The organism is Pseudomonas fluorescens, assembly GCF_900636825.1.
GTDB classification, from domain to species: domain Bacteria; phylum Pseudomonadota; class Gammaproteobacteria; order Pseudomonadales; family Pseudomonadaceae; genus Aquipseudomonas; species Aquipseudomonas fluorescens_BG.
Genome location: NZ_LR134318.1, coordinates 1,610,399 through 1,628,627, shown reverse-complemented (window position 1 = coordinate 1,628,627; position 18,229 = coordinate 1,610,399). Strand labels below are relative to the sequence as shown.

18 protein-coding genes are annotated in these 18,229 nt (G+C 59.8%); 12 read left to right on the top strand and 6 right to left on the bottom strand.

The window, feature by feature from the left end:
* Positions 1-12: 12 nt before the first annotated feature.
* A complete protein-coding gene (locus tag EL257_RS07445) occupies positions 13-876 on the bottom strand; it encodes a PHP domain-containing protein (protein ID WP_126361174.1) in 864 nt (287 codons plus the stop codon).
* 87 nt (positions 877-963) lie between these two features.
* Between EL257_RS07445 and EL257_RS07440 the strand changes: the two genes are divergently transcribed.
* The 7 genes from EL257_RS07440 to EL257_RS07405 all read left to right on the top strand — a co-directional run bounded on the left by EL257_RS07440 (position 964) and on the right by EL257_RS07405 (position 7,203).
* Entirely contained in the window at positions 964-1,560 is a 597-nt protein-coding gene (locus EL257_RS07440; RefSeq protein ID WP_126361172.1) for a septation protein A, read from the top strand.
* Position 1,561: 1 nt separating this feature from the next.
* Positions 1,562-1,861: a YciI family protein gene (locus EL257_RS07435; RefSeq protein ID WP_126361170.1), complete on the top strand. Its 300-nt coding sequence runs from the start codon at positions 1,562-1,564 to the stop codon at positions 1,859-1,861.
* Positions 1,862-1,969: 108 nt separating this feature from the next.
* Complete coding sequence (locus EL257_RS07430) at positions 1,970-2,380, top strand: translation initiation factor 2 (protein WP_039761083.1); 411 nt, start codon at positions 1,970-1,972, stop codon at positions 2,378-2,380.
* A gap of 7 nt (positions 2,381-2,387) precedes the next feature.
* Positions 2,388-3,065: a response regulator transcription factor gene (locus EL257_RS07425; protein WP_126361168.1), complete on the top strand. Its 678-nt coding sequence runs from the start codon at positions 2,388-2,390 to the stop codon at positions 3,063-3,065.
* A gap of 229 nt (positions 3,066-3,294) precedes the next feature.
* Positions 3,295-3,747 carry a Spy/CpxP family protein refolding chaperone gene (locus tag EL257_RS07420; RefSeq protein WP_126361166.1) on the top strand — a complete coding sequence of 151 codons (453 nt, stop codon included), beginning with the start codon at positions 3,295-3,297 and terminating at the stop codon, positions 3,745-3,747.
* A gap of 170 nt (positions 3,748-3,917) precedes the next feature.
* Positions 3,918-5,258: a sensor histidine kinase gene (locus EL257_RS07410; RefSeq protein WP_126361164.1), complete on the top strand. Its 1,341-nt coding sequence runs from the start codon at positions 3,918-3,920 to the stop codon at positions 5,256-5,258.
* Positions 5,259-6,057: 799 nt separating this feature from the next.
* The gene (locus EL257_RS07405; RefSeq protein WP_126361162.1) at positions 6,058-7,203 is read left to right on the top strand and encodes an integrase core domain-containing protein; all 1,146 of its coding nucleotides are present in this window, start codon (positions 6,058-6,060) and stop codon (positions 7,201-7,203) included.
* Positions 7,204-7,274: 71 nt separating this feature from the next.
* On the opposite strand, the gene EL257_RS07400 is transcribed toward EL257_RS07405, so the two are convergent.
* Entirely contained in the window at positions 7,275-7,841 is a 567-nt protein-coding gene (locus tag EL257_RS07400) for a nitroreductase family protein (RefSeq protein WP_126361159.1), read from the bottom strand.
* A gap of 121 nt (positions 7,842-7,962) precedes the next feature.
* Between EL257_RS07400 and EL257_RS07395 the strand changes: the two genes are divergently transcribed.
* Positions 7,963-9,417 carry a TrkH family potassium uptake protein gene (locus tag EL257_RS07395; RefSeq protein ID WP_126361157.1) on the top strand — a complete coding sequence of 485 codons (1,455 nt, stop codon included), beginning with the start codon at positions 7,963-7,965 and terminating at the stop codon, positions 9,415-9,417.
* On the opposite strand, the gene EL257_RS07390 is transcribed toward EL257_RS07395, so the two are convergent.
* On the bottom strand, positions 9,374-10,435 hold the full coding sequence (locus EL257_RS07390; RefSeq protein ID WP_232013068.1) for an AraC family transcriptional regulator: 1,062 nt from the start codon (positions 10,433-10,435) through the stop codon (positions 9,374-9,376). The genes EL257_RS07395 and EL257_RS07390 overlap by 44 nt on opposite strands.
* 162 nt (positions 10,436-10,597) lie before the next feature.
* Here EL257_RS07390 and EL257_RS07385 point away from each other — a divergent pair, with 162 nt between their 5' ends.
* Together EL257_RS07385 and EL257_RS07380 are read left to right on the top strand one after the other, a co-directional pair.
* Positions 10,598-10,909, top strand: a complete 312-nt coding sequence (locus tag EL257_RS07385) for a DUF962 domain-containing protein (protein WP_126361155.1) — start codon at positions 10,598-10,600, stop codon at positions 10,907-10,909.
* A gap of 13 nt (positions 10,910-10,922) precedes the next feature.
* The gene (locus EL257_RS07380; RefSeq protein ID WP_126361153.1) at positions 10,923-11,513 is read left to right on the top strand and encodes an HD domain-containing protein; all 591 of its coding nucleotides are present in this window, start codon (positions 10,923-10,925) and stop codon (positions 11,511-11,513) included.
* A 117-nt stretch (positions 11,514-11,630) separates the two neighbouring features.
* Here the strand turns inward: EL257_RS07380 and EL257_RS07375 are convergent, their stop codons facing one another.
* Positions 11,631-12,446: a UDP-2,3-diacylglucosamine diphosphatase gene (locus EL257_RS07375; protein ID WP_126361151.1), complete on the bottom strand. Its 816-nt coding sequence runs from the start codon at positions 12,444-12,446 to the stop codon at positions 11,631-11,633.
* Positions 12,447-12,877: 431 nt separating this feature from the next.
* Between EL257_RS07375 and EL257_RS07365 the strand changes: the two genes are divergently transcribed.
* Positions 12,878-13,771, top strand: coding sequence for a DMT family transporter (locus EL257_RS07365; protein WP_126361149.1), 894 nt, complete (start codon positions 12,878-12,880; stop codon positions 13,769-13,771).
* Here the strand turns inward: EL257_RS07365 and EL257_RS07360 are convergent.
* Entirely contained in the window at positions 13,765-14,052 is a 288-nt protein-coding gene (locus tag EL257_RS07360; RefSeq protein ID WP_126361147.1) for a SelT/SelW/SelH family protein, read from the bottom strand. The two genes, EL257_RS07365 and EL257_RS07360, sit on opposite strands and share 7 nt — an antisense overlap.
* 71 nt (positions 14,053-14,123) lie before the next feature.
* Here EL257_RS07360 and EL257_RS07355 point away from each other — a divergent pair, with 71 nt between their 5' ends.
* The gene (locus EL257_RS07355) at positions 14,124-16,325 is read left to right on the top strand and encodes a patatin-like phospholipase family protein (protein ID WP_126361145.1); all 2,202 of its coding nucleotides are present in this window, start codon (positions 14,124-14,126) and stop codon (positions 16,323-16,325) included.
* 128 nt (positions 16,326-16,453) lie between these two features.
* Here the strand turns inward: EL257_RS07355 and EL257_RS07350 are convergent, their stop codons facing one another.
* On the bottom strand, positions 16,454-18,199 hold the full coding sequence (locus EL257_RS07350) for a FimV/HubP family polar landmark protein (RefSeq protein ID WP_126361143.1): 1,746 nt from the start codon (positions 18,197-18,199) through the stop codon (positions 16,454-16,456).
* Positions 18,200-18,229 lie beyond the last annotated feature (30 nt).

The window sequence follows — 18,229 nt, the reverse complement described above, 5'->3', positions numbered from 1 at the left end:
TTCTCTACCTGTTCAGACGGCGGCAATATCTGTGTCATGTTTGAACCGACACCACAGGGGTGGAAGGTCCTCGGGAACCGGCCGGTACTGGCCGATCTCAGACCAGCCGCCAGGGCCATGGAAGTCACTGCCGGCGCTGACCAGCAGACCGAACTCACGGGCAAGAATCGCCAGGCTGCCGACCTGTTCTGCGGGTTGATGGCCATTGACCACCTCGATTGCATGCCCGCCTGCTTGAATATAGTCGGCAATCAGCTTGCGGCGTTTGCTACGGGTGAAATCGTAGTGCCACGGATGCGCCAGACTGACCCAGGCGCCAGCGGCGCGCAGGGTGCCGACGGTGTCTTCGAGGGTCGGCCAGTGCAACTTGACGTCACCCAGCTTGCCGGCGCCGAGCCATTTGCGAAACGCCTCGGCGCGATCCTTTACAAACCCTTCGCGCACCATCCAGTCAGCGAAATGCGGACGGGCCGGTGCATTGCCGCTGTCGCCCAGCTCCTGCTGGACTTGCCTGGCGCCGTCGAGGGCGCCGGGCATGCCCTTGAGGGCGAGCTTGCGGCTTATTTCTTCCGACCGCAGCCAGCGGCCATCGTGCAATTTCGCGATCGCCTCGACCAACGGCGCGGCATTGACATCGAAACCGTAGCCGAGCACATGAATGGTCGCCCCGCCCCAGGTGCACGATAATTCGACGCCGTTGACCAGTTGCATACCCAGCGCATGGGCAGCCGTACGCGCTTCGGCGAGGCCTTCGAGGGTGTCATGGTCGGTCAACGCCAGGACTCGCACGCCGTTTTCAAACGCACGCGCAACCAGAACCGCAGGCGCCAGGGCGCCATCGGAGGCCGTGCTGTGGCAGTGCAAATCGACATTCACGGGGAGTTGTAACCTCAAATCAGCTGGCGCTATCGCGCGCCCATATGTTTGTTATTATGCCGCCACATCCAGCTTCTGGCTCTCACTGTGAAACAATTCATCGATTTCATCCCGCTTCTGCTGTTCTTCATCGTTTACAAACTTGATCCACGGGTCGTCGACATCGCCGGCCATGAAGTGACTGTAGGCGGTATTTACAGTGCGACGGCGATGCTGATCATCAGTTCTCTGGTGGTGTACGGCGCGCTGTTCATCAAACAGCGCAAGCTGGAAAAAAGCCAATGGCTGACCCTGATCGCCTGTCTGGTATTCGGTAGCCTCACGCTGGCTTTCCACAGCGAGACCTTCCTGAAATGGAAAGCGCCGGTGGTCAACTGGTTGTTCGCGATCGCCTTCATCGGCAGTCATTTCATCGGTGACCGCCTGCTGATCAAACGCATCATGGGCCACGCGCTGACCCTGCCGGATCCGGTCTGGACGCGCCTGAACATCGCCTGGATTGCCTTCTTCCTGTTCTGCGGCGCGGCGAATCTGTTCGTTGCCTTCACCTTCCAGAGCATCTGGGTGGACTTCAAGGTTTTCGGCAGTCTGGGCATGACAGTGTTGTTCCTGGTCGCACAGGGCATTTACCTGTCGCGTCATCTGCACGACGCCGATACCACAACACCAAAAACCGAGGACTGACATGCTCTACGCCATCATTGCCACCGACGTCGCCAACTCGCTCGAAGCCCGCCTCGCCGCGCGCCCTGCCCATCTGGAACGCCTGCAAGCGCTCAAGGCCGAAGGCCGCATCGTATTGGCCGGCCCTCACCCGGCTGTCGACAGCAATGATCCGGGCGCAGCGGGGTTCACCGGCAGCCTGATCGTTGCCGAGTTCGACTCCCTGAGCGCCGCCCAGGCCTGGGCTGATGCCGATCCGTACATCGCCGCCGGTGTCTACGCCAACGTGATCGTCAAGCCGTTCAAGCAAGTCCTGCCTTAAGTCCTTGCGCACGATGAACCTTCTCGGTTCATCGTGCTCTCAATCGCTCATTATTCTCGTTTGCCTGCCGACAACCTGCCCAATAACCATTTGGAAGCAGGTGTCGCGATGCGCAAGGGTCCGTTGTGTCTGATGTTGCTCACGTTGTCGATCATGGCCCCCGCCCATGGTGAGGAAACCACCGAAGGTGGCAGCTCTACGCCATTGTCACTGAGTGCCGGCAGCCAGATCACCGAGCTGCAACAGCGCCTCAAGGCCAGTGAACAGCAGCGGGAAGAACTGAACAAACAACTGCAGAATGCCGACAACACGCGCGAAAGCGCCCAACTCGCCCGGCTACGCCAGGAGAACCAGCGCCTCAAGCTGCAACTCAAGGAAGCCCAGGCCAGTCCGCTGCCGCGCTTGTTGACCGATCAGCAACAGTGGTTCGTCACTGGTGCCGGGGTAGCGCTATTGGCGCTGCTCTGCGGTATCTTTGCCAGTGGTGCAAGCCGAAAACGTCGGCAATGGCTAAATTGAGTGAGTCATGAGCGAGCTGTTACTGATTGATGATGACCAGGAGTTGTGCGAACTCCTGAGTAGCTGGTTGAGCCAGGAAGGCTTCCAGGTGCGCGCCTGCCACGACGGCCAGAGCGCCCGCAAAGCCTTGGCCGAAACCGCCCCGGCGGCGGTGGTGCTGGACGTGATGCTGCCCGATGGCAGCGGTCTGGAACTGCTCAAGCAATTGCGCAACGACCATGCCGATCTGCCGGTGCTGATGCTCTCGGCGCGCGGCGAACCGCTGGACCGTATCCTCGGCCTCGAACTGGGCGCCGATGACTATCTGGCCAAACCTTGCGACCCGCGCGAACTGACTGCACGCCTGCGCGCGGTGTTGCGCCGCAGCCATCCCGCCGCCGTGTCGACGCAGCTGGAACTGGGTGATTTGAGTTTCAGCCCGGTGCGCGGCGTGGTCAGCATCGACGAAAAAGAACTGACCCTGACTGTTTCTGAAAGCCGCCTGCTGGAAGCCCTGCTCAAACAGCCCGGCGAGCCGCTGGACAAACAGGAACTGGCGCAACTGGCCCTCGGCCGCAAGTTGACCCTGTACGACCGCAGCCTCGACATGCACGTCAGCAACCTGCGCAAGAAGATCGGCTCCCACCCCGACGGCCGTCCGCGCATCGTCGCCCTGCGCAGCCGCGGCTATTACTACAGCCTCTGAGCCGCACACGAGATCCTGTAGGAGCTGCCGAAGGCTGCGATCTTTTGATCTGTTTTTTAAAAGCGAAATCAAAAGATCGCAGCCTTCCGCAGCTCCTACAGGGATATGTGTAAGGGCGGGACCGAAGGGTCTTTACCGAAGCTTTACGCTGCGCTGACCGCCGCTGACCTTGATCTGCGTAATCTGAACTCATCCGGAACGTACCGGGAACGAGACAAGGAGATACACCATGCGCAAGACTCTTATCGCTCTGATGTTCGCTGCCGCTCTGCCAACCGTCGCTATGGCGATGCCGCAAGATGGCGGTCCGATGGGTGGCCCGCTCGACGGCCCGCGTCACGGTGGTCAGATGCACGGCGGCATGCACGGCAAAGGCCCGTACAGCCAGCTCGACCTGTCCCGCGAACAGCGCGAGCAGATCCGCAAGATCATGGGCGAGCAGATGCACGAGCGTAAGCAGGTGGTCGACAAATACCTGGAAAAACTCTCGCCGGCTGACCAGAAAGCCATGAAGGACGAGATCGCTGCCAACCACAAGAAGGCCGAGTCCGATGTCCGCGCACTGCTGAAACCCGAGCAACAGAAGCAGTTCGACCAGATCCAGAAAAAACGCGCCGAACGTCGCGCCGAATGGGCCGAATTCAAGGCCTGGAAAGCGCAGCAGCCGCAAAAAGCGCAATAATGTTCTGACCCGGACCCGACGGTTAACGCCGTCGGGTCTATTTTCATCGCAACCCTGTAGGAGCTGCCGCAGGCTGCGATCTTTTGATCTTGTTTTTCGAAAGCAAAATCAAAAGATCGCAGCCTGCGGCAGCTCCTGCAGGGGGTTTTGCATCGTTTTGAGGGCTTTCTGTGCGTTCACTGTTCTGGCGTATTCTCGCGAGTTTCTGGCTGGCCATCGCTCTGGTCGCGGGCCTGTCGATTCTGCTCGGGCATATGCTCAATCAGGACGCGTGGATTCTCAGTCGCCATCCGGGCCTCAATACCCTGGCCGGCGAATGGACGCAGACCTATGAAGCCCAAGGCGAGGAAGCCGCGCAGGACATCCTTGAACAACGCAAACGCCAATATCACATCGACGTTCAAGTGCTCAACGAGAGCGGCGATCCAGTGGTGCGCGGCACCTTCCCGCGCCGCGCCGCCGCGTTCGAAGCTCGACAGAACAATGATGACCGGCGCCTGCCGTGGCGGCGTCTGACCGACGAATTCACCAGTGACAAGACCGGTGACACCTACCTCTTCATCTATCGCATCCCGCACCCGGAACTTGACGCCTGGCACCGCGACAGTCTGCTCTGGCCATTGAGTGCGTTGGGCATCGCACTGGTGGTGCTGACCCTGTTCAGTCTGCTGGTGACGTTCTCCATCACCCGTCCGCTCAGCCGTTTGCGCGGCGCGGTGCATGACCTGGGACAGACCACCTATCAACAGAACAGCCTGGCGAAACTGGCCAACCGTCGCGATGAATTCGGCGTGCTTGCCACCGACTTCAACCGCATGGGCGCGCGTCTGCAAAGCCTGATTGGCAGTCAGCGTCAGTTGCTGCGCGACGTGTCCCATGAATTGCGTTCGCCACTGGCACGGCTACGCATTGCCCTGGCCCTGGCGGAACGCGCCAATCCTGAAGAACGCGAGAAACTCTGGCCGCGACTGACCCGAGAGTGCGATCGCCTCGAAGCACTGATCAGTGAAATTCTGGTGCTGGCGCGCGTGGATGCCGACAACGCCAGCGCGGAAAACGTCGACCTGAACGCGCTGCTCGCCGCGCTGCAAAAGGATGCGAAACTGGGCTCGCCCGAGCAGACCGTACGGCTGGAGGCCGAGCCGCAGCTCAATCTGAAAGGCTGGCCAACGATGATCGAACGGGCGGTCGATAATCTGCTGCGCAATGCCCAGCGCTTCAATCCGCCGGATCTACCGATCGAGCTGCAGGCCGCGCGGCAGGGCGAAAAAATCATCGTCAGCGTGCGCGATCATGGCCCGGGGGTGCAGGCTGAGCATTTGAGCCAGTTGGGTGAGCCGTTTTATCGGGCGCCGGGGCAAACCGCTGCTGGCCATGGCTTGGGGCTGGCGATTGCCAAGCGCGCGGCAGAGCGGCATGGCGGGAGTTTGACGCTGGCCAATCATCCGCAGGGGGGCTTTGTGGCGAGCCTGGAATTGCCGCTGGTGCCGGGAGTTATCGTCCAGCCTTGAAAAGCCCCTCACCCCAGCCCTCTCCCTCTGGGAGAGGGAGCTGCCGAGGTGTCTGGCGTAATGCATCGACGTGAAAGACCGGGTCGATTATGGACTCGCAGAAACAACACGTCCGGTACCCCGACTCTGGATTCAGCGAAGGTCGCTCAGGTCGGTGTAACTCCAAAGCATCCCCCAATCAGTCCCCTCTCCCTCTGGGAGAGGGAGCTGACCGAGGTGTCTGGCGTAATGCATCGACGTGAAAGACCGGGTCGATTATGGACTCGGAGAAACAACACGTCCGGCATCCCGACTCTGGATCCAGCGAAGGTCGCTCAGGTCGGTGTAACTCCAAAGCATCTCCCAATCAGTCCCCTCTCCCTCTGGGAGAGGGAGCTGACCGAGGTGTCTGGCGTAATGCATCGACGTGAAAGACCGGGTCGATTATGGACTCGCAGAAACAACACGTCCGGGTTCCCGACTCTGGATTCAGCGAAGGTCGCTCAGGTCGGTGTAACTCCAAAGCATCCCCCAATCAGCTCCCTCTCCCTCTGGGAGAGGGAGCTGACCGAGGTGTCTGGCGTAATGCATCGACGTGAAAGACCGGGTCGATTATGGACTCGCAGAAACAACACGTCCGGTATCCCGACTCTGGATTCAGCGAAGGTCGCTCAGGTCGGTGTAACTCCAAAGCATCTCCCAATCAGTCCCCTCTCCCTCTGGGAGAGGGTTAGGGTGAGGTAAAAACCGGATACATCCTTTACGTTTGAGACCGGGGACATGGTTTACAGGTATCAATCGTGGTCAGGAGGTGCTGACCATGCCCTGGAAACAAGAGTCCCCAATGGATCAACGAGTAAAGTTAATCAGCGATTGGCTTAGCGGCAGCTACACCAAAAGCCAGTTAAGCCGGCGGTATGGTGTCAGCCGCCCTACCATCGACAAGTGGTTGGACCGATACGCAGCGTTGGGCGTTGATGGTTTGAAAGAGCAGTCGCGCAAGCCGCTGAACTGCCCTCATCAAACTTCCGACGAAATCATTGCCAAGTTGTTTGCCAAGAAAAACGAACATCCCGATCGAGGGCCCAAACAGATCATCGATCGCCTGCGCGTTTCCGATCCGCATATCCAGTGGCCGGCGGCGAGTACTGCCGGAGAGTGGTTGAAGAAAGCTGGTTTGGTCATGGCGCGACGACCTTATCCCCCACGTCCCCGTGCGCCAACGCATTTGCGTCCGGTCGACGCGCCCAATCAGACCTGGTGTGCTGATTACAAAGGGCAGTTCAAAATGCAGGACGGTAACTGGTGCTACCCGCTTACCATTACCGATCAGATGAGCCGCTTTTTATTCGTCTGTCGAGCTTTGCCCAGTACGCATGGCGCGCCGACGCGGGAAGGCTTCGAGTGGGCTTTTCGAGAATATGGGCTGCCGGATGTGATCCGCACTGACAATGGCGCTCCTTTTGCCTCGACAGGACTGGCGCGACTTTCGAAGTTATCAGTTTGGTTCATCAGGCTTGGAATCCATGTCGAAACGATTACGCCTGGCCGTCCCGACCAAAATGGTCGACATGAACGGATGCATCGAACGCTAAAGGCAGCGGTGCCACCTGCGGAAAACCTTGTGCGCCAGCAGCTGGCTTTTCAGGATTTCATCCAAGACTTCAACCACCACCGACCCCACACCGCGCTGGGCATGAAACCGCCAGCTTCGGTCTATAGCCCGTCGGAACGTGCTTATCCCGGTCACTTGCCTGCCCTTGAATACGGCTCTGATGTTGAAGTACGCAAGGTTCGGTCAAATGGTGAAATCAAATGGAAAGGACAGCTGATTTTTCTCGGAGAGGCTTTGATTGGAGAGGACATCGCGTTGAAGGAAGTGGCAGATGATGCTTGGGAGCTGTACCTTTGCAGCCACTGTTTAGGCAGGCTTGAACACGGCGCTAAACGCGTAGCAAGCCTGTAAAGGTGTAAACGATGTCCCCGGTCTAATTTGTAAAGGATGTACCGGTCTCTACAGTGAGGGGCTTTTGATCTTCAGGCTTTACCCGGCCACGCGCTGACGAACTGTGCCAGATCAACCTTCTCCGCCACCCGCGGTTCCTTCTGCGGCGTGCCGAGGTAAAGGAACGCAATCACTTCTTCGTCGTCCGTCAAGCCCAGGCCCTGAGCCACGTGCTTCGAATACGCCAGATCACCGGTGCGCCACACCGCGCCAATCCCCTGCGCATACGCCGCCAGCAAAATCCCGTGAGCCGCACAGCCGGCAGCCAGCAACTGCTCAGCCTTCGGATATTTGACGTGATCCTGCAATTTCGCGATGACCACTACCACCAGCGGGGCGCGCAGCGGGCCGTTGCGGGCCTTGTCGATCATCGCCTCGGTGACTTCGCCTTCCTGCATTTGCGCCGCTTCGGCCAGCAATTCGCCCATCTGCTCGCGCGCCGCGCCTTCGATGGTGAGGAAGCGGTACGGCTGCAAGTGCCCGTGATCCGGTGCGCGCAAGGCTGCGCCGAACAGGGCTTCGCGCTGCTGAGCGGTCGGGGCCGGTTCGACCAGACGTGGAACGGAAACACGGTTGAGCAAAGCGTCGAGAGCCTGCATCGGCCACCTCCAGAGAAAAATGTGCAGCTATTCTAGCGGTATCTTCCGCAGGGATGCCGGTTTACATGCCGGGCCCCGCGGGTAGAATGGCGCCCTTCCCACATCAGCCCGAGCGGACTTCATGGCGTTGCCGACCTTACGGATCATTGGTTTCATCATCGGCATCTTCCTGATCACCCTGGCTGTGGCCATGGTCGTGCCGATGGCCACCCTGGTGATTTTCGAACGCACCAGCGACCTGCCATCGTTTCTCTGGGCCAGCATGATCACCTTCGTCGCAGGTCTTGCGCTGGTGATTCCCGGCCGGCCGGAACACATTCATCTGCGCCCGCGCGACATGTACTTGTTGACCGTCAGCAGCTGGCTGGTGGTGTGCATTTTCGCCGCGCTGCCGTTTCTGTTGACCCAGCACATCAGTTACACCGACTCGTTTTTCGAAAGCATGTCCGGCATCACCGCTACCGGGTCCACGGTGCTCAATCATCTGGACAGCATGTCCCCCGGCATTCTGATGTGGCGTTCGCTGCTGCACTGGATCGGCGGCATCGGTTTTATCGGCATGGCGGTGGCGATTCTGCCGCTGTTGCGCATCGGTGGCATGCGTCTGTTCCAGACCGAATCCTCGGATCGTTCAGAGAAAGTCATGCCGCGCTCGCACATGGTGGCGCGGCTGATCGTGGCAGCGTATGTCGGCATCACCATCCTCGGCAGCCTGGCGTTCTGGTGGGCCGGGATGAGCCCGTTCGATGCGATCAACCATGCGATGTCGGCGATTTCCACGGGCGGGTTCTCGACCTCCGACCAGTCCCTGGCGAAGTGGACACAACCGGCGGTGCACTGGGTGGCGATTGTCATCATGATTCTCGGCAGCCTGCCGTTCACCCTGTACGTGGCGACATTGCGCGGCAATCGCAAAGCGCTGCTCCGCGATCAACAGGTGCAGGGCTTGCTGGCGATGTTGCTGGTGACTTGGCTGGTACTCGGCACTTGGTACTGGTGGACCACCAAACTGCACTGGCTCGAGGCGCTACGGCATGTGGCGCTGAACGTGACTTCGGTGGTCACCACCACCGGTTTTGCCTTGGGCGACTACAGCCTGTGGGGCAACTTTTCGCTGATGCTGTTTTTCTATCTGGGGTTTGTCGGTGGCTGTTCCGGCTCGACGGCCGGCGGGATCAAGATCTTCCGGTTCCAGGTTGCCTACATCCTGCTCAAGGCCAACCTCAATCAACTGATTCACCCGCGCGCGGTGATCAAGCAGAAATACAACGGACACCGCCTCGACGAGGAAATTGTCCGTTCGATCCTGACCTTTTCGTTCTTCTTCGCCATCACCATCTGCGTGATCGCGTTGCTGCTGTCGTTGCTGGGCGTCGACTGGATGACCGCGCTGACCGGCGCCGCCAGTACGGTTTCGGGTGTCGGTCCCGGGCTGGGAGAGACCATTGGCCCGGCGGGCAATTTCGCCACCCTGCCGGATGCGGCAAAGTGGATCCTGTCGTTCGGCATGCTGCTCGGACGTCTGGAGATCATCACGGTGTTTGTGCTGTGTATTCCGGCCTTTTGGCGTCATTGAGCGCACTGGACGCCTGCAACAGCCGCGTCCGGTAATCGCCGGGCGTGGTGTCGAACCAGCGGCGAAACGCACGAAAGAAATTGCTCGGATCGGCGAAGCCCAACAGGTAGGCAATCTCGAGCAAGGTCATGCTCGGTTGCGCCAGATACTGCTCGGCCAGTTCGCGGCGAGTGTCATCAAGCAACTGCTGAAAACTCGTCCCCTCCTCCTGCAAGCGGCGCTGCAAGGTGCGCTGTGACAGATGCAGCGTCTGCGCCACGGTATCGCGTTTGGGCTCGCCTTGCGGCAGCAAGCGGCACAGCACCTGGCGCGCCTTGTGGGTCACGCGGCTTTCGGAAAAACGCGCCAGATATTCCCCGGCAAACCGGTCATGCAACTGCGCCATCGCCTCGTTGGCCGTGGGCAGCGGTGCTTCCATGTCGGCGCGTTCGAAAATCAAAGCGTCATAGGGTGCGTTGAACACCAACGGCGCGTGAAAGGCCTGTTTATACGGCTCCAGATCGACCGGTTGCTCAGCCTGCACCAGCACTTTGACCGGATGCAAGGTGCGTCCGCTCAGCCAGCCGCACAGGCCCAACGCACACGCCAGCGACGCTTCGGCGCTTTGCCGGGTCGGCGGCAGGTGGTCGCCGTGCACGGTCAGGATCAGCGCGTAGCCTTCTTCGAGCAGACGAAAGCTCAGGTCAGCACTCTCGGCAATGATTCGCTGGTAGCGCACCAGGCGGCGAAAGCCTTCGGCTAGCGTATTGCTCGACATCAGCGCGTAGCCGGCCACATGAAACGACGCCGGGCGCACCACTTTGCCCATGTTCAGGCCGATCGCCGGATTACCGGACAGTTCGACCGCCCGTTGCCAAAGTCGGGTCATGGAATCTTGCGGGAAGCGTGCATCCGGATCATCCAGAGCCGAATAATCGAGCCCCAATTGCTTGAACAGCACCCGGCAATCCAGGCCGTCCATTTCCAGTGCTTTGACAATCCCCATCGCCCAGCTTGCAGAAGTCGTTCGTTCGCTCATGGCGTTTTTCTTTTACAGGTGGGTCGCAGCTTGCGGCCTGATTTTCGAAGGATACTAAAGTGGCGCCGATTGTCACTGGCCCACATCACTGATCACTCTAGACTCAAATAAGCTACCCGCAGAACAACTTGTCGCCAGAACAATAACCACAGAGAAGCGGTCGTGGAAAACATCAAGCGTTTCAACAGTTTCGCCGAGTTCTATCCGTATTACCTCAGCGAACACGGCAACAGCACCTGTCGTCGCCTGCATTTCATTGGCACGACCCTGGTAATTTTCGTTCTGGCGATGGCCATCGCCAAAGGCGCCTGGCCGCTGTTATGGGCCCTGCCGCTGGCCGGTTACAGCTTTGCCTGGGCCGGTCACTTCTTCTTTGAAAAGAACCGACCGGCGACGTTTCAGCATCCGCTGTACAGCCTGCTCGGCGATTTCGTCATGTACCGCGACATGATCCTCGGTCGCGTGGCGTTTTGAAGGAGTTCAGCCTATGAATGCCAATGCACGCTTCACCCATATGCAGGATGGCACCCAGGAAGACTGGGCAATCATTGCTGCGGACTTCAGTGCCTACGCCAGACAATTGCCGGCGCGGATCATGGCGCATCTGAAACTGCTCGAAGGCGACTTTGGCGGTTTCCCGGTCGACCGCCTGACCCACTCGCTGCAAACCGCTACCCGCGCCTTTCGCGACGGGCGTGACGAGGAATACGTGGTCTGCGCCCTGTTGCATGACATTGGCGACACTCTCGGTTCCTATAACCATCCGGACATTGCGGCGGCGATTCTAAAACCGTTCGTCAGTGCCGAGAATCTGTGGATGGTGGAGAAACACGGGATCTTCCAGGGCTATTACTTTTTTCATCATCTGGGCATGGATCGGCATCTGCGCGAGCAATTCAGCGGACATCCGCAGTATCAGGCGACCGCCGAATTCTGCGCCAAATACGACGCTGCAGCGTTTGATCCGGCGTATGAGTCGCTGCCGTTGAGCTTTTTCGAGCCGATGCTGGAGCGGTTGTTTGCTCAACCAAAGAACTCGATTTACAAAGCGGCGATGGAAGAACACACCACGGTTTGATGGTGCTTGTTCTGACCCCATCGCTGGCAAGCCAGCTCCCACAATGTTTTGTGAACGCCACAAAACCCTGTGGGAGCTGAATTGCCAGCGATGAGGCCCCTCACAACCACCCGAGAATCAGGCAAGTTCGGCCACTTTGGCAGCCTTGAGCTCCGCTTCCCGCGCCTGCGCATCCCCAAGGCGATAAAGCTCGATCGTGCCGTCCCAATGCTCGATCAGCGCGGTGCATGACTCCACCCAATCGCCGCAATTGAGGTAATCCACCGCCCCCACCTTGCGGATTTCGGCATGGTGAATATGCCCGCAGACCACGCCGTGCAATTTGCGCTTCACGCATTCATGGGCGATGGCTTCTTCAAAGTCGCTGATGAAACTCACCGCAGTCTTGACCTTGTGTTTCAGGTACGCCGACAACGACCAGTAACCGTAGCCATACCGAGCGCGCCAGTGATTGAGCCAGCGATTGAGCGTGAGCGTAAATTCGTACGCCGAGTCGCCGAGAAACGCCAGCCAGCGGTGATAACGGGTGATCACGTCGAACTGATCGCCATGAATCACCAACAGCTGCCGGCCATCCGCGGTGATATGCACCGCTTCGTCGACGAGCTGAATGTTGCCCAGAATGAGCTTCGAATAACGCCGCAAGAATTCGTCATGATTCCCGGTGACATAAATCACCTCGGTGCCGCGCTTGCTCATGGTCAGCAATCGGCGGATCACATTGGTGTGCGCCTGTGGCCAATACATGCCGCCGCGCAGTTTCCAGCCATCGATGATGTCACCGACCAGATAGATCTTGTCGGCATGGTAGCCCTTGAGAAACTGCGACAGGTGTTCCGCCTGACAGTCTCGCGTGCCCAAATGCACGTCAGAAATCCACAGGGTTCGCACGCGTTGTTTGCGGCTGGGTCTGGCGAGCTCGGCGCTGGTCATGGGCAACCCTCGATGATGTTTGCGCCAGCGTGCGCGCGCCCGGTTAATCGACCATGACAAGGGCAAGTCATTCTTGTGACAGCGCAGCCTGAACGCGTCGGTGTAGACTGACACCGATGGAGAACATTCGCAGCCGGCGCTTTCTCGGCCGCGATCCTACGAGTGTGTGGTACATCGCCCGGCCAACTCCGGCGCGATTCCTACAACAAAAGACGATAGCCTGCCGACAGACTTCTCAACTCCTTCGGTCCAAACTGTAGGAGCTGCCGAAGGCTGCGATCTTTTGATTGATCGTTCCCAAGCGCTGCATGGGAACGATCAGGGCAGGAGCAAAAGATCGCAGCCTTCGGCAGCTCCTACAGTTATTGGTCGTTTCCACGTAGAACGTGGCGACGATCAACGAAAAAATGGCGTTTTGATTAAGGATTGCAATGACTCCGCGTACCGCCCTCGGCGCCCTGCATATCGGCGCTTTGATGTTCGGCCTGACCGGCGTGTTCGGCAAACTCGCTGCCGCCTCCCCCGCTGTGATCGTCTTTGGGCGCGCCGCTTTCGCTGTACTCGCCCTGGCGTTCTTCGCCCGTTTCGCCAGCCAGACCGGCTGGCAAAAACTCCAGGCCCAGGACTGGCGACGTCTGGCCTTGAGCGGCGTGCTGCTGGCCGGGCATTGGGTGAGCTTTTTCGTTTCGGTGAAGATTGCCGGCGTGGCCATCGCGACCCTGGGCTTTGCCAGTTTCCCGGCGTTTACGGTGATTCTTGAAGGGCTGATTTTTCGCGAACGTATCCGAGCCAATGAAATTGTCCTGGTCGTGTTGGTCAGCATCGGTCTGGTGTTGGTAACCCCAGCCTTCGATCTGGGCAGTGGCGCGACTATCGGCTTGCTCTGGTCGGTGCTGTCGGGCTTGCTGTTTTCCTTATTGTCGTTGACCAACCGCGCCAGCTCCGCGCGCATCCCGGCGGTGCAGGCGGCGTTGTGTCAGAACGTCGTGGTGGCGGTGTGTCTGCTGCCGGTCGCCGCGCCGCAACTGAGCGACGTGCGCGCGCTCGACTGGCTGTGGATCGCCCTGCTCGGGGTGTTCTGCACCGGCGTCGCCCACAGCCTGTTTGTCGCCAGCCTCGCGGTGATCAAGGCACGCACGGCCGCGGTGGTGTTCGCCATGGAGCCGGTTTACGGCATCACTGTCGCCTGGCTGCTGTTCAATGAAAACCCGACGCCGAAGATGTTGATCGGCGGCGCGTTGATAATTGTTGCCATCGTCGTGTCAGCGCGGATGTCCGGCCATGCCGACAAGAAAACTGTCGCCGCCGAGGCCGCGTCTCACTGAGAGCGCTCGTTATGGCCAAGGTTGCGGCCCGGATCGATCTGATCGCGAACCCGTTGCTTGAGTACCTTGGCCTCGGGAAAACCACCGTCGGCCTTACGCTCCCAGATCTGCACGTCGTCGCAGGTGATGTGAAACACCCCGCCCGTGCCCGGCACCAGCGAGACTTTGCCGAGGTCATCGCCAAAGGTACTGAGCAGTTCCTGCGCCAGCCACGCGGCACGCAACAGCCACTGGCATTGGGTGCAATAGGTGATGACGATTTCGGCTTTGGCGACGGTCATGTTGACTGAAACTCCTGAGACAGAGGGCGCCGCTATAATAGCCGGCTTTACCGCTTGCCCCGAGACTCACAATGCGCCGTCTGCTGTTCTGCCTGCTCCTGGGTTTATTGCCCCTGTTCCTCCACGCCAGCGTCGAAGCCGCCGAGGCATCGCGGCCCAAGGTCGGCCTCGTGCTGTCCGGCGGTGCTGCGCGCGGGCTGGCGCACATTGGTGTGCTCAAGGCACTCGAGGAACAGGGCATCAAGATCGACGCGATTGCCGGGACCAGCATGGGCGCGGTGGTCGGCGGGCTGTATGCATCGGGTTACAAAATCGACGAACTGGAAAAACTGGCGCTGCAGATCGACTGGCAGGCCGCGCTGTCCGACGCGCCACCGCGCGAAGATGTGCCGTTTCGGCGCAAACAGGATGACCGCGATTTTCTGGTGAAACAGAAACTCAGCTTTCGCGACGATGGTAGCCTGGGTCTGCCGCTGGGTGTGATTCAGGGACAGAACCTCGCGCTGCTGCTGGAAAGCCTGCTCGCCCACACCAGCGACACCCGCGATTTCGACAAACTGCCGATTCCGTTCCGCGCCGTAGCCACCGACATCGCCAACGGCGAAAAAGTGGTGTTTCGCAAGGGTCATTTGCCGCAAGTGATCCGCGCGAGCATGTCGATTCCGGCGGTGTTTGCCCCGGTCGAACTCGACGGCAGATTGCTGGTGGACGGCGGCATGACCGACAACATTCCGCTCGATGTGGCACGGGAAATGGGCGTCGACGTCGCCATCGTCGTCGACATCGGCACGCCGCTGCGCAATCGTAAACAACTGGCCACCGTGGTCGACGTGTTGAACCAGTCGATCACCCTGATGACCCGCAGCAATTCCGAAGAGCAACTGGCGGCGTTGAAACCGACCGATGTGTTGATCCAGCCGGCCCTGGCAGCGTTCGGTGTCACCGATTTCGGCAAGGCCCAGGAGATGATCGACGCCGGTTATCGCGCGACGCGAATTCTCGACGCGCGCCTGGCAGCGCTCAAACCCGCCGATTCGATGGACGCCGAACTCAATGCCGCTCGCTCACCGGGCCAGCGCACGCCGATCATCACCGCGATCAAAATCGAAAACGACTCGAAAGTCGATGATGACGTGATCCGTTACTACATCCGTCAGCCCGTCGGTGAGCGGTTGGATCTGGGACGATTGCACTCGGACATGGGCACGTTGTACGGCCTCGACTACTTCGAGCAGGTGCAGTATCGCGTGGCGCACAAGGGCGACAATCACACGCTGGTGATCAGCGCCCGCGGCAAACGCAGCGGCACCGATTACCTGCGGGTCGGCCTCAACCTGTCCGACGACATGCGTGGCGACAGCGCCTTCAACCTCGGCGCCAGTTACCGCATTAATGGCATCAACCGCCTCGGCGCGGAATGGCTGACCCGCGCACAACTTGGCGACAAGCAGGAACTGTACACCGAGTTCTATCAGCCTCTCGACGTCGGTTCGCGCTACTTCGTCGCGCCCTACGCTGCCTTCGAAGCGCAAAACGTCGAGTCGGTGCTCGACAATGATCCAATCGCGCAGTACCGCGTAGAACGCTACGGCTTTGGCCTCAACCTGGGTCGACAGATCGGCAACAACGGCGAAATACGTTTCGGCGTCGGTGAAGCCTGGGGCAAGGCTGATGTGCGGATCGGCGATCAGGACTTACCGGATGAAAGTTTCAACGAAGGGTTTTATACGTTGAAGTATTCCTACGACTCGCTGGACAACGTGTACTTTCCCCACGAAGGCAAAGACATCAGCCTGACGCTGACCCAGTTCGAGCCCAGCCTGGGTTCGGACACGCGATACCGGCAATGGGAATTCAAACTCGATAAAGCCCTGAGCCACGGGCCGGACACCTTGATTCTCGGCGGGCGCTACGGGCGCACGCTGGACGATGCCAGCGTAGTCACTTCGAGCTTCCTGCTCGGCGGTGCGCGGCAGTTGTCAGGTTTCCGCGAGGATGCGGTGTCCGGGCAGAATGTCAGCCTGCTGCGCGCCGTTTATTACCGTCGATTAACGCCGCGATCGTATCTGCCGCTGGACTTTCCGCTGTACGCCGGCGCCTCGCTGGAACGTGGACGAGCATGGAACAACGACAACGAGTTCGACAGTGGCTACATCAATGCGGCGAGTGTGTTCATCGGTTTCGACACGCCGTTGGGGCCGCTGAACTTCAGTTATGGCTTGAATGATGCGGATGAGCAGGCGATTTATCTGAATCTGGGGCAGACGTTCTGATCAAGCCCGGCAATTGATCGTCTTCGCGAGCAGGCTCGCTCCCATGGGGTAAACCGCATCTCATCGTGGGAGCGAGCCTGCCCGCGAAGGCGTCAGCACTTTCGACACATCAGTCACTGCCAAAACAATCAGCGAATCCCCGCCAACAACGTCCTTGCCGTCTGCTTCAAAGGTTCATCACCTTCCTTGAGCAACTGGTTAAGGAGTGCGATCGCACTATCGATATCGCCGTCATCAATGCACGTCTGCGCCTGTTCGAGCTTCTCTGAGCCGGCCGATACGAGCGCCTCCGAGGGTTGCAGCTCCAGCGGCTCCAGCACCATCGAGGGCGCCGGATCGGCAAACTCATTGAGAAAACCATCATCCAGCGGCTGGGCATCGGGATCGGGAATCCATTCCAGTTCGGCCTCGTCAGCGGCCGTCGATTCGGGCAACTCGAAATCCTGCGGCAGCACCTCCAGGCCTGAACCGAGCGCCGCCGCCCCCTGCACTGGCGCTGAGCGAGTGTCCTCAAGATCCCAACTGGATTCCATCGACAACTCACCCAGATTCAATTCGAAATCATCTTCAGGGGACGCCTGCACAGGAACCGCGGGCTGCACGGCGACGACTGGCGCCAGTGGCACGGTGCTCACCAGTTTCGGATGCCGGGCACGCGTGTCCTGCAGTTGCCGTTCGTCCACCCCAAGGGCGCGCAGGTGATTTTCCTGCTGGTCATACGCGGCGTTATCCCCTTGGCGTCCCAGTACCTCGAGCAATTGCATGCCGAGATCGATGCGCTCGGGCTCTTTCTGCAAGGCGTCGCGCAACAGGCCCACGGCTTCACCGAGCCGGCCATACGCCAGGTAAATCCCGACGGCTTCCAGAACGTCCCCGGTCGCGGGCTCTTCGCGGTGTTCTGCTGCACTGTGTCCACGGGCCGGCGAAGGATGGTCTGGATCGTCTACTTCCGGTTCATCGCGCTGCGCGAAAAACGGCAACGGCTCGTCGCCGCGTCCCCTTTGTTGCCGGCGACGCACGAACAGCGCCGTCAATGCGCCGAGCAATAACAGCAACCCCGCCAGCAACGGCCAGTTCAGCCCCTCCTCCGCCGGTTCGACTGACGCGGCGGCTGGAGCTGGCGCCGGTGCAGCGACGGGGACAGGCGCGGCTTTTTCAAGTTCTGCGAGACGGGTGCGCAGTTCGCTGAGCTGCTTATTGCCCTCGGCGATCTGTACCTCTTGAGCCTGCAGCCGGGCTTTCTGTTCGTCGACAGTCTGTTGCAACTGCTGGTTGAGCAACGTACTGGCGGCCAGTTGCTCGGCCAACGCATCACTGGCGGGGCCCGGTGCTGGCGCCGGTGCGCTTTGACGTCGGCCTTGGGCTGCCTGTGGCGGCGCAGCCACCGGTTCCACCGTGGGAAAGTCGGAGGACTGCGCTCGCGGATCGGGTTCATCAGTGGCCGGCACTATGCCGGGCGAACCCGGCGGATCGATCAGCACCGTATATTCGCGGAGCAAACGGCCATTGGGCTGATTGAGTTCCACGAGAAAATTCAGAAAAGGTTCATTGACCGGTTTGCTCGACGTCACCCGGATCATTTGCCGCGAGCCATGCAGAATCGGGGTGAATTTCAGGTCGTTGAGGAAGAATACCCGCTCGACCCCGGCCCGACCGAACTCGTCCGCCGAGGCGAGACTGACCGAAAGGTCGTTTTGGCTCAGCGCGCCGACGTCCTGCAAGGCAATATCGGCCTTGAGCGGCTGATTGAGGCCCGAATGGACAATGATGTCGCCCAGCCCCAATGCCATCGAACCAGTCGAATAACTGAATACGCCAGCGAGCAGCAGCCATTTGGCGCCACTGCGTAATCCCACGTGCCGACTTGCGAGCATGAGCATCCCTTAAAAATAAGCAAAACCGAC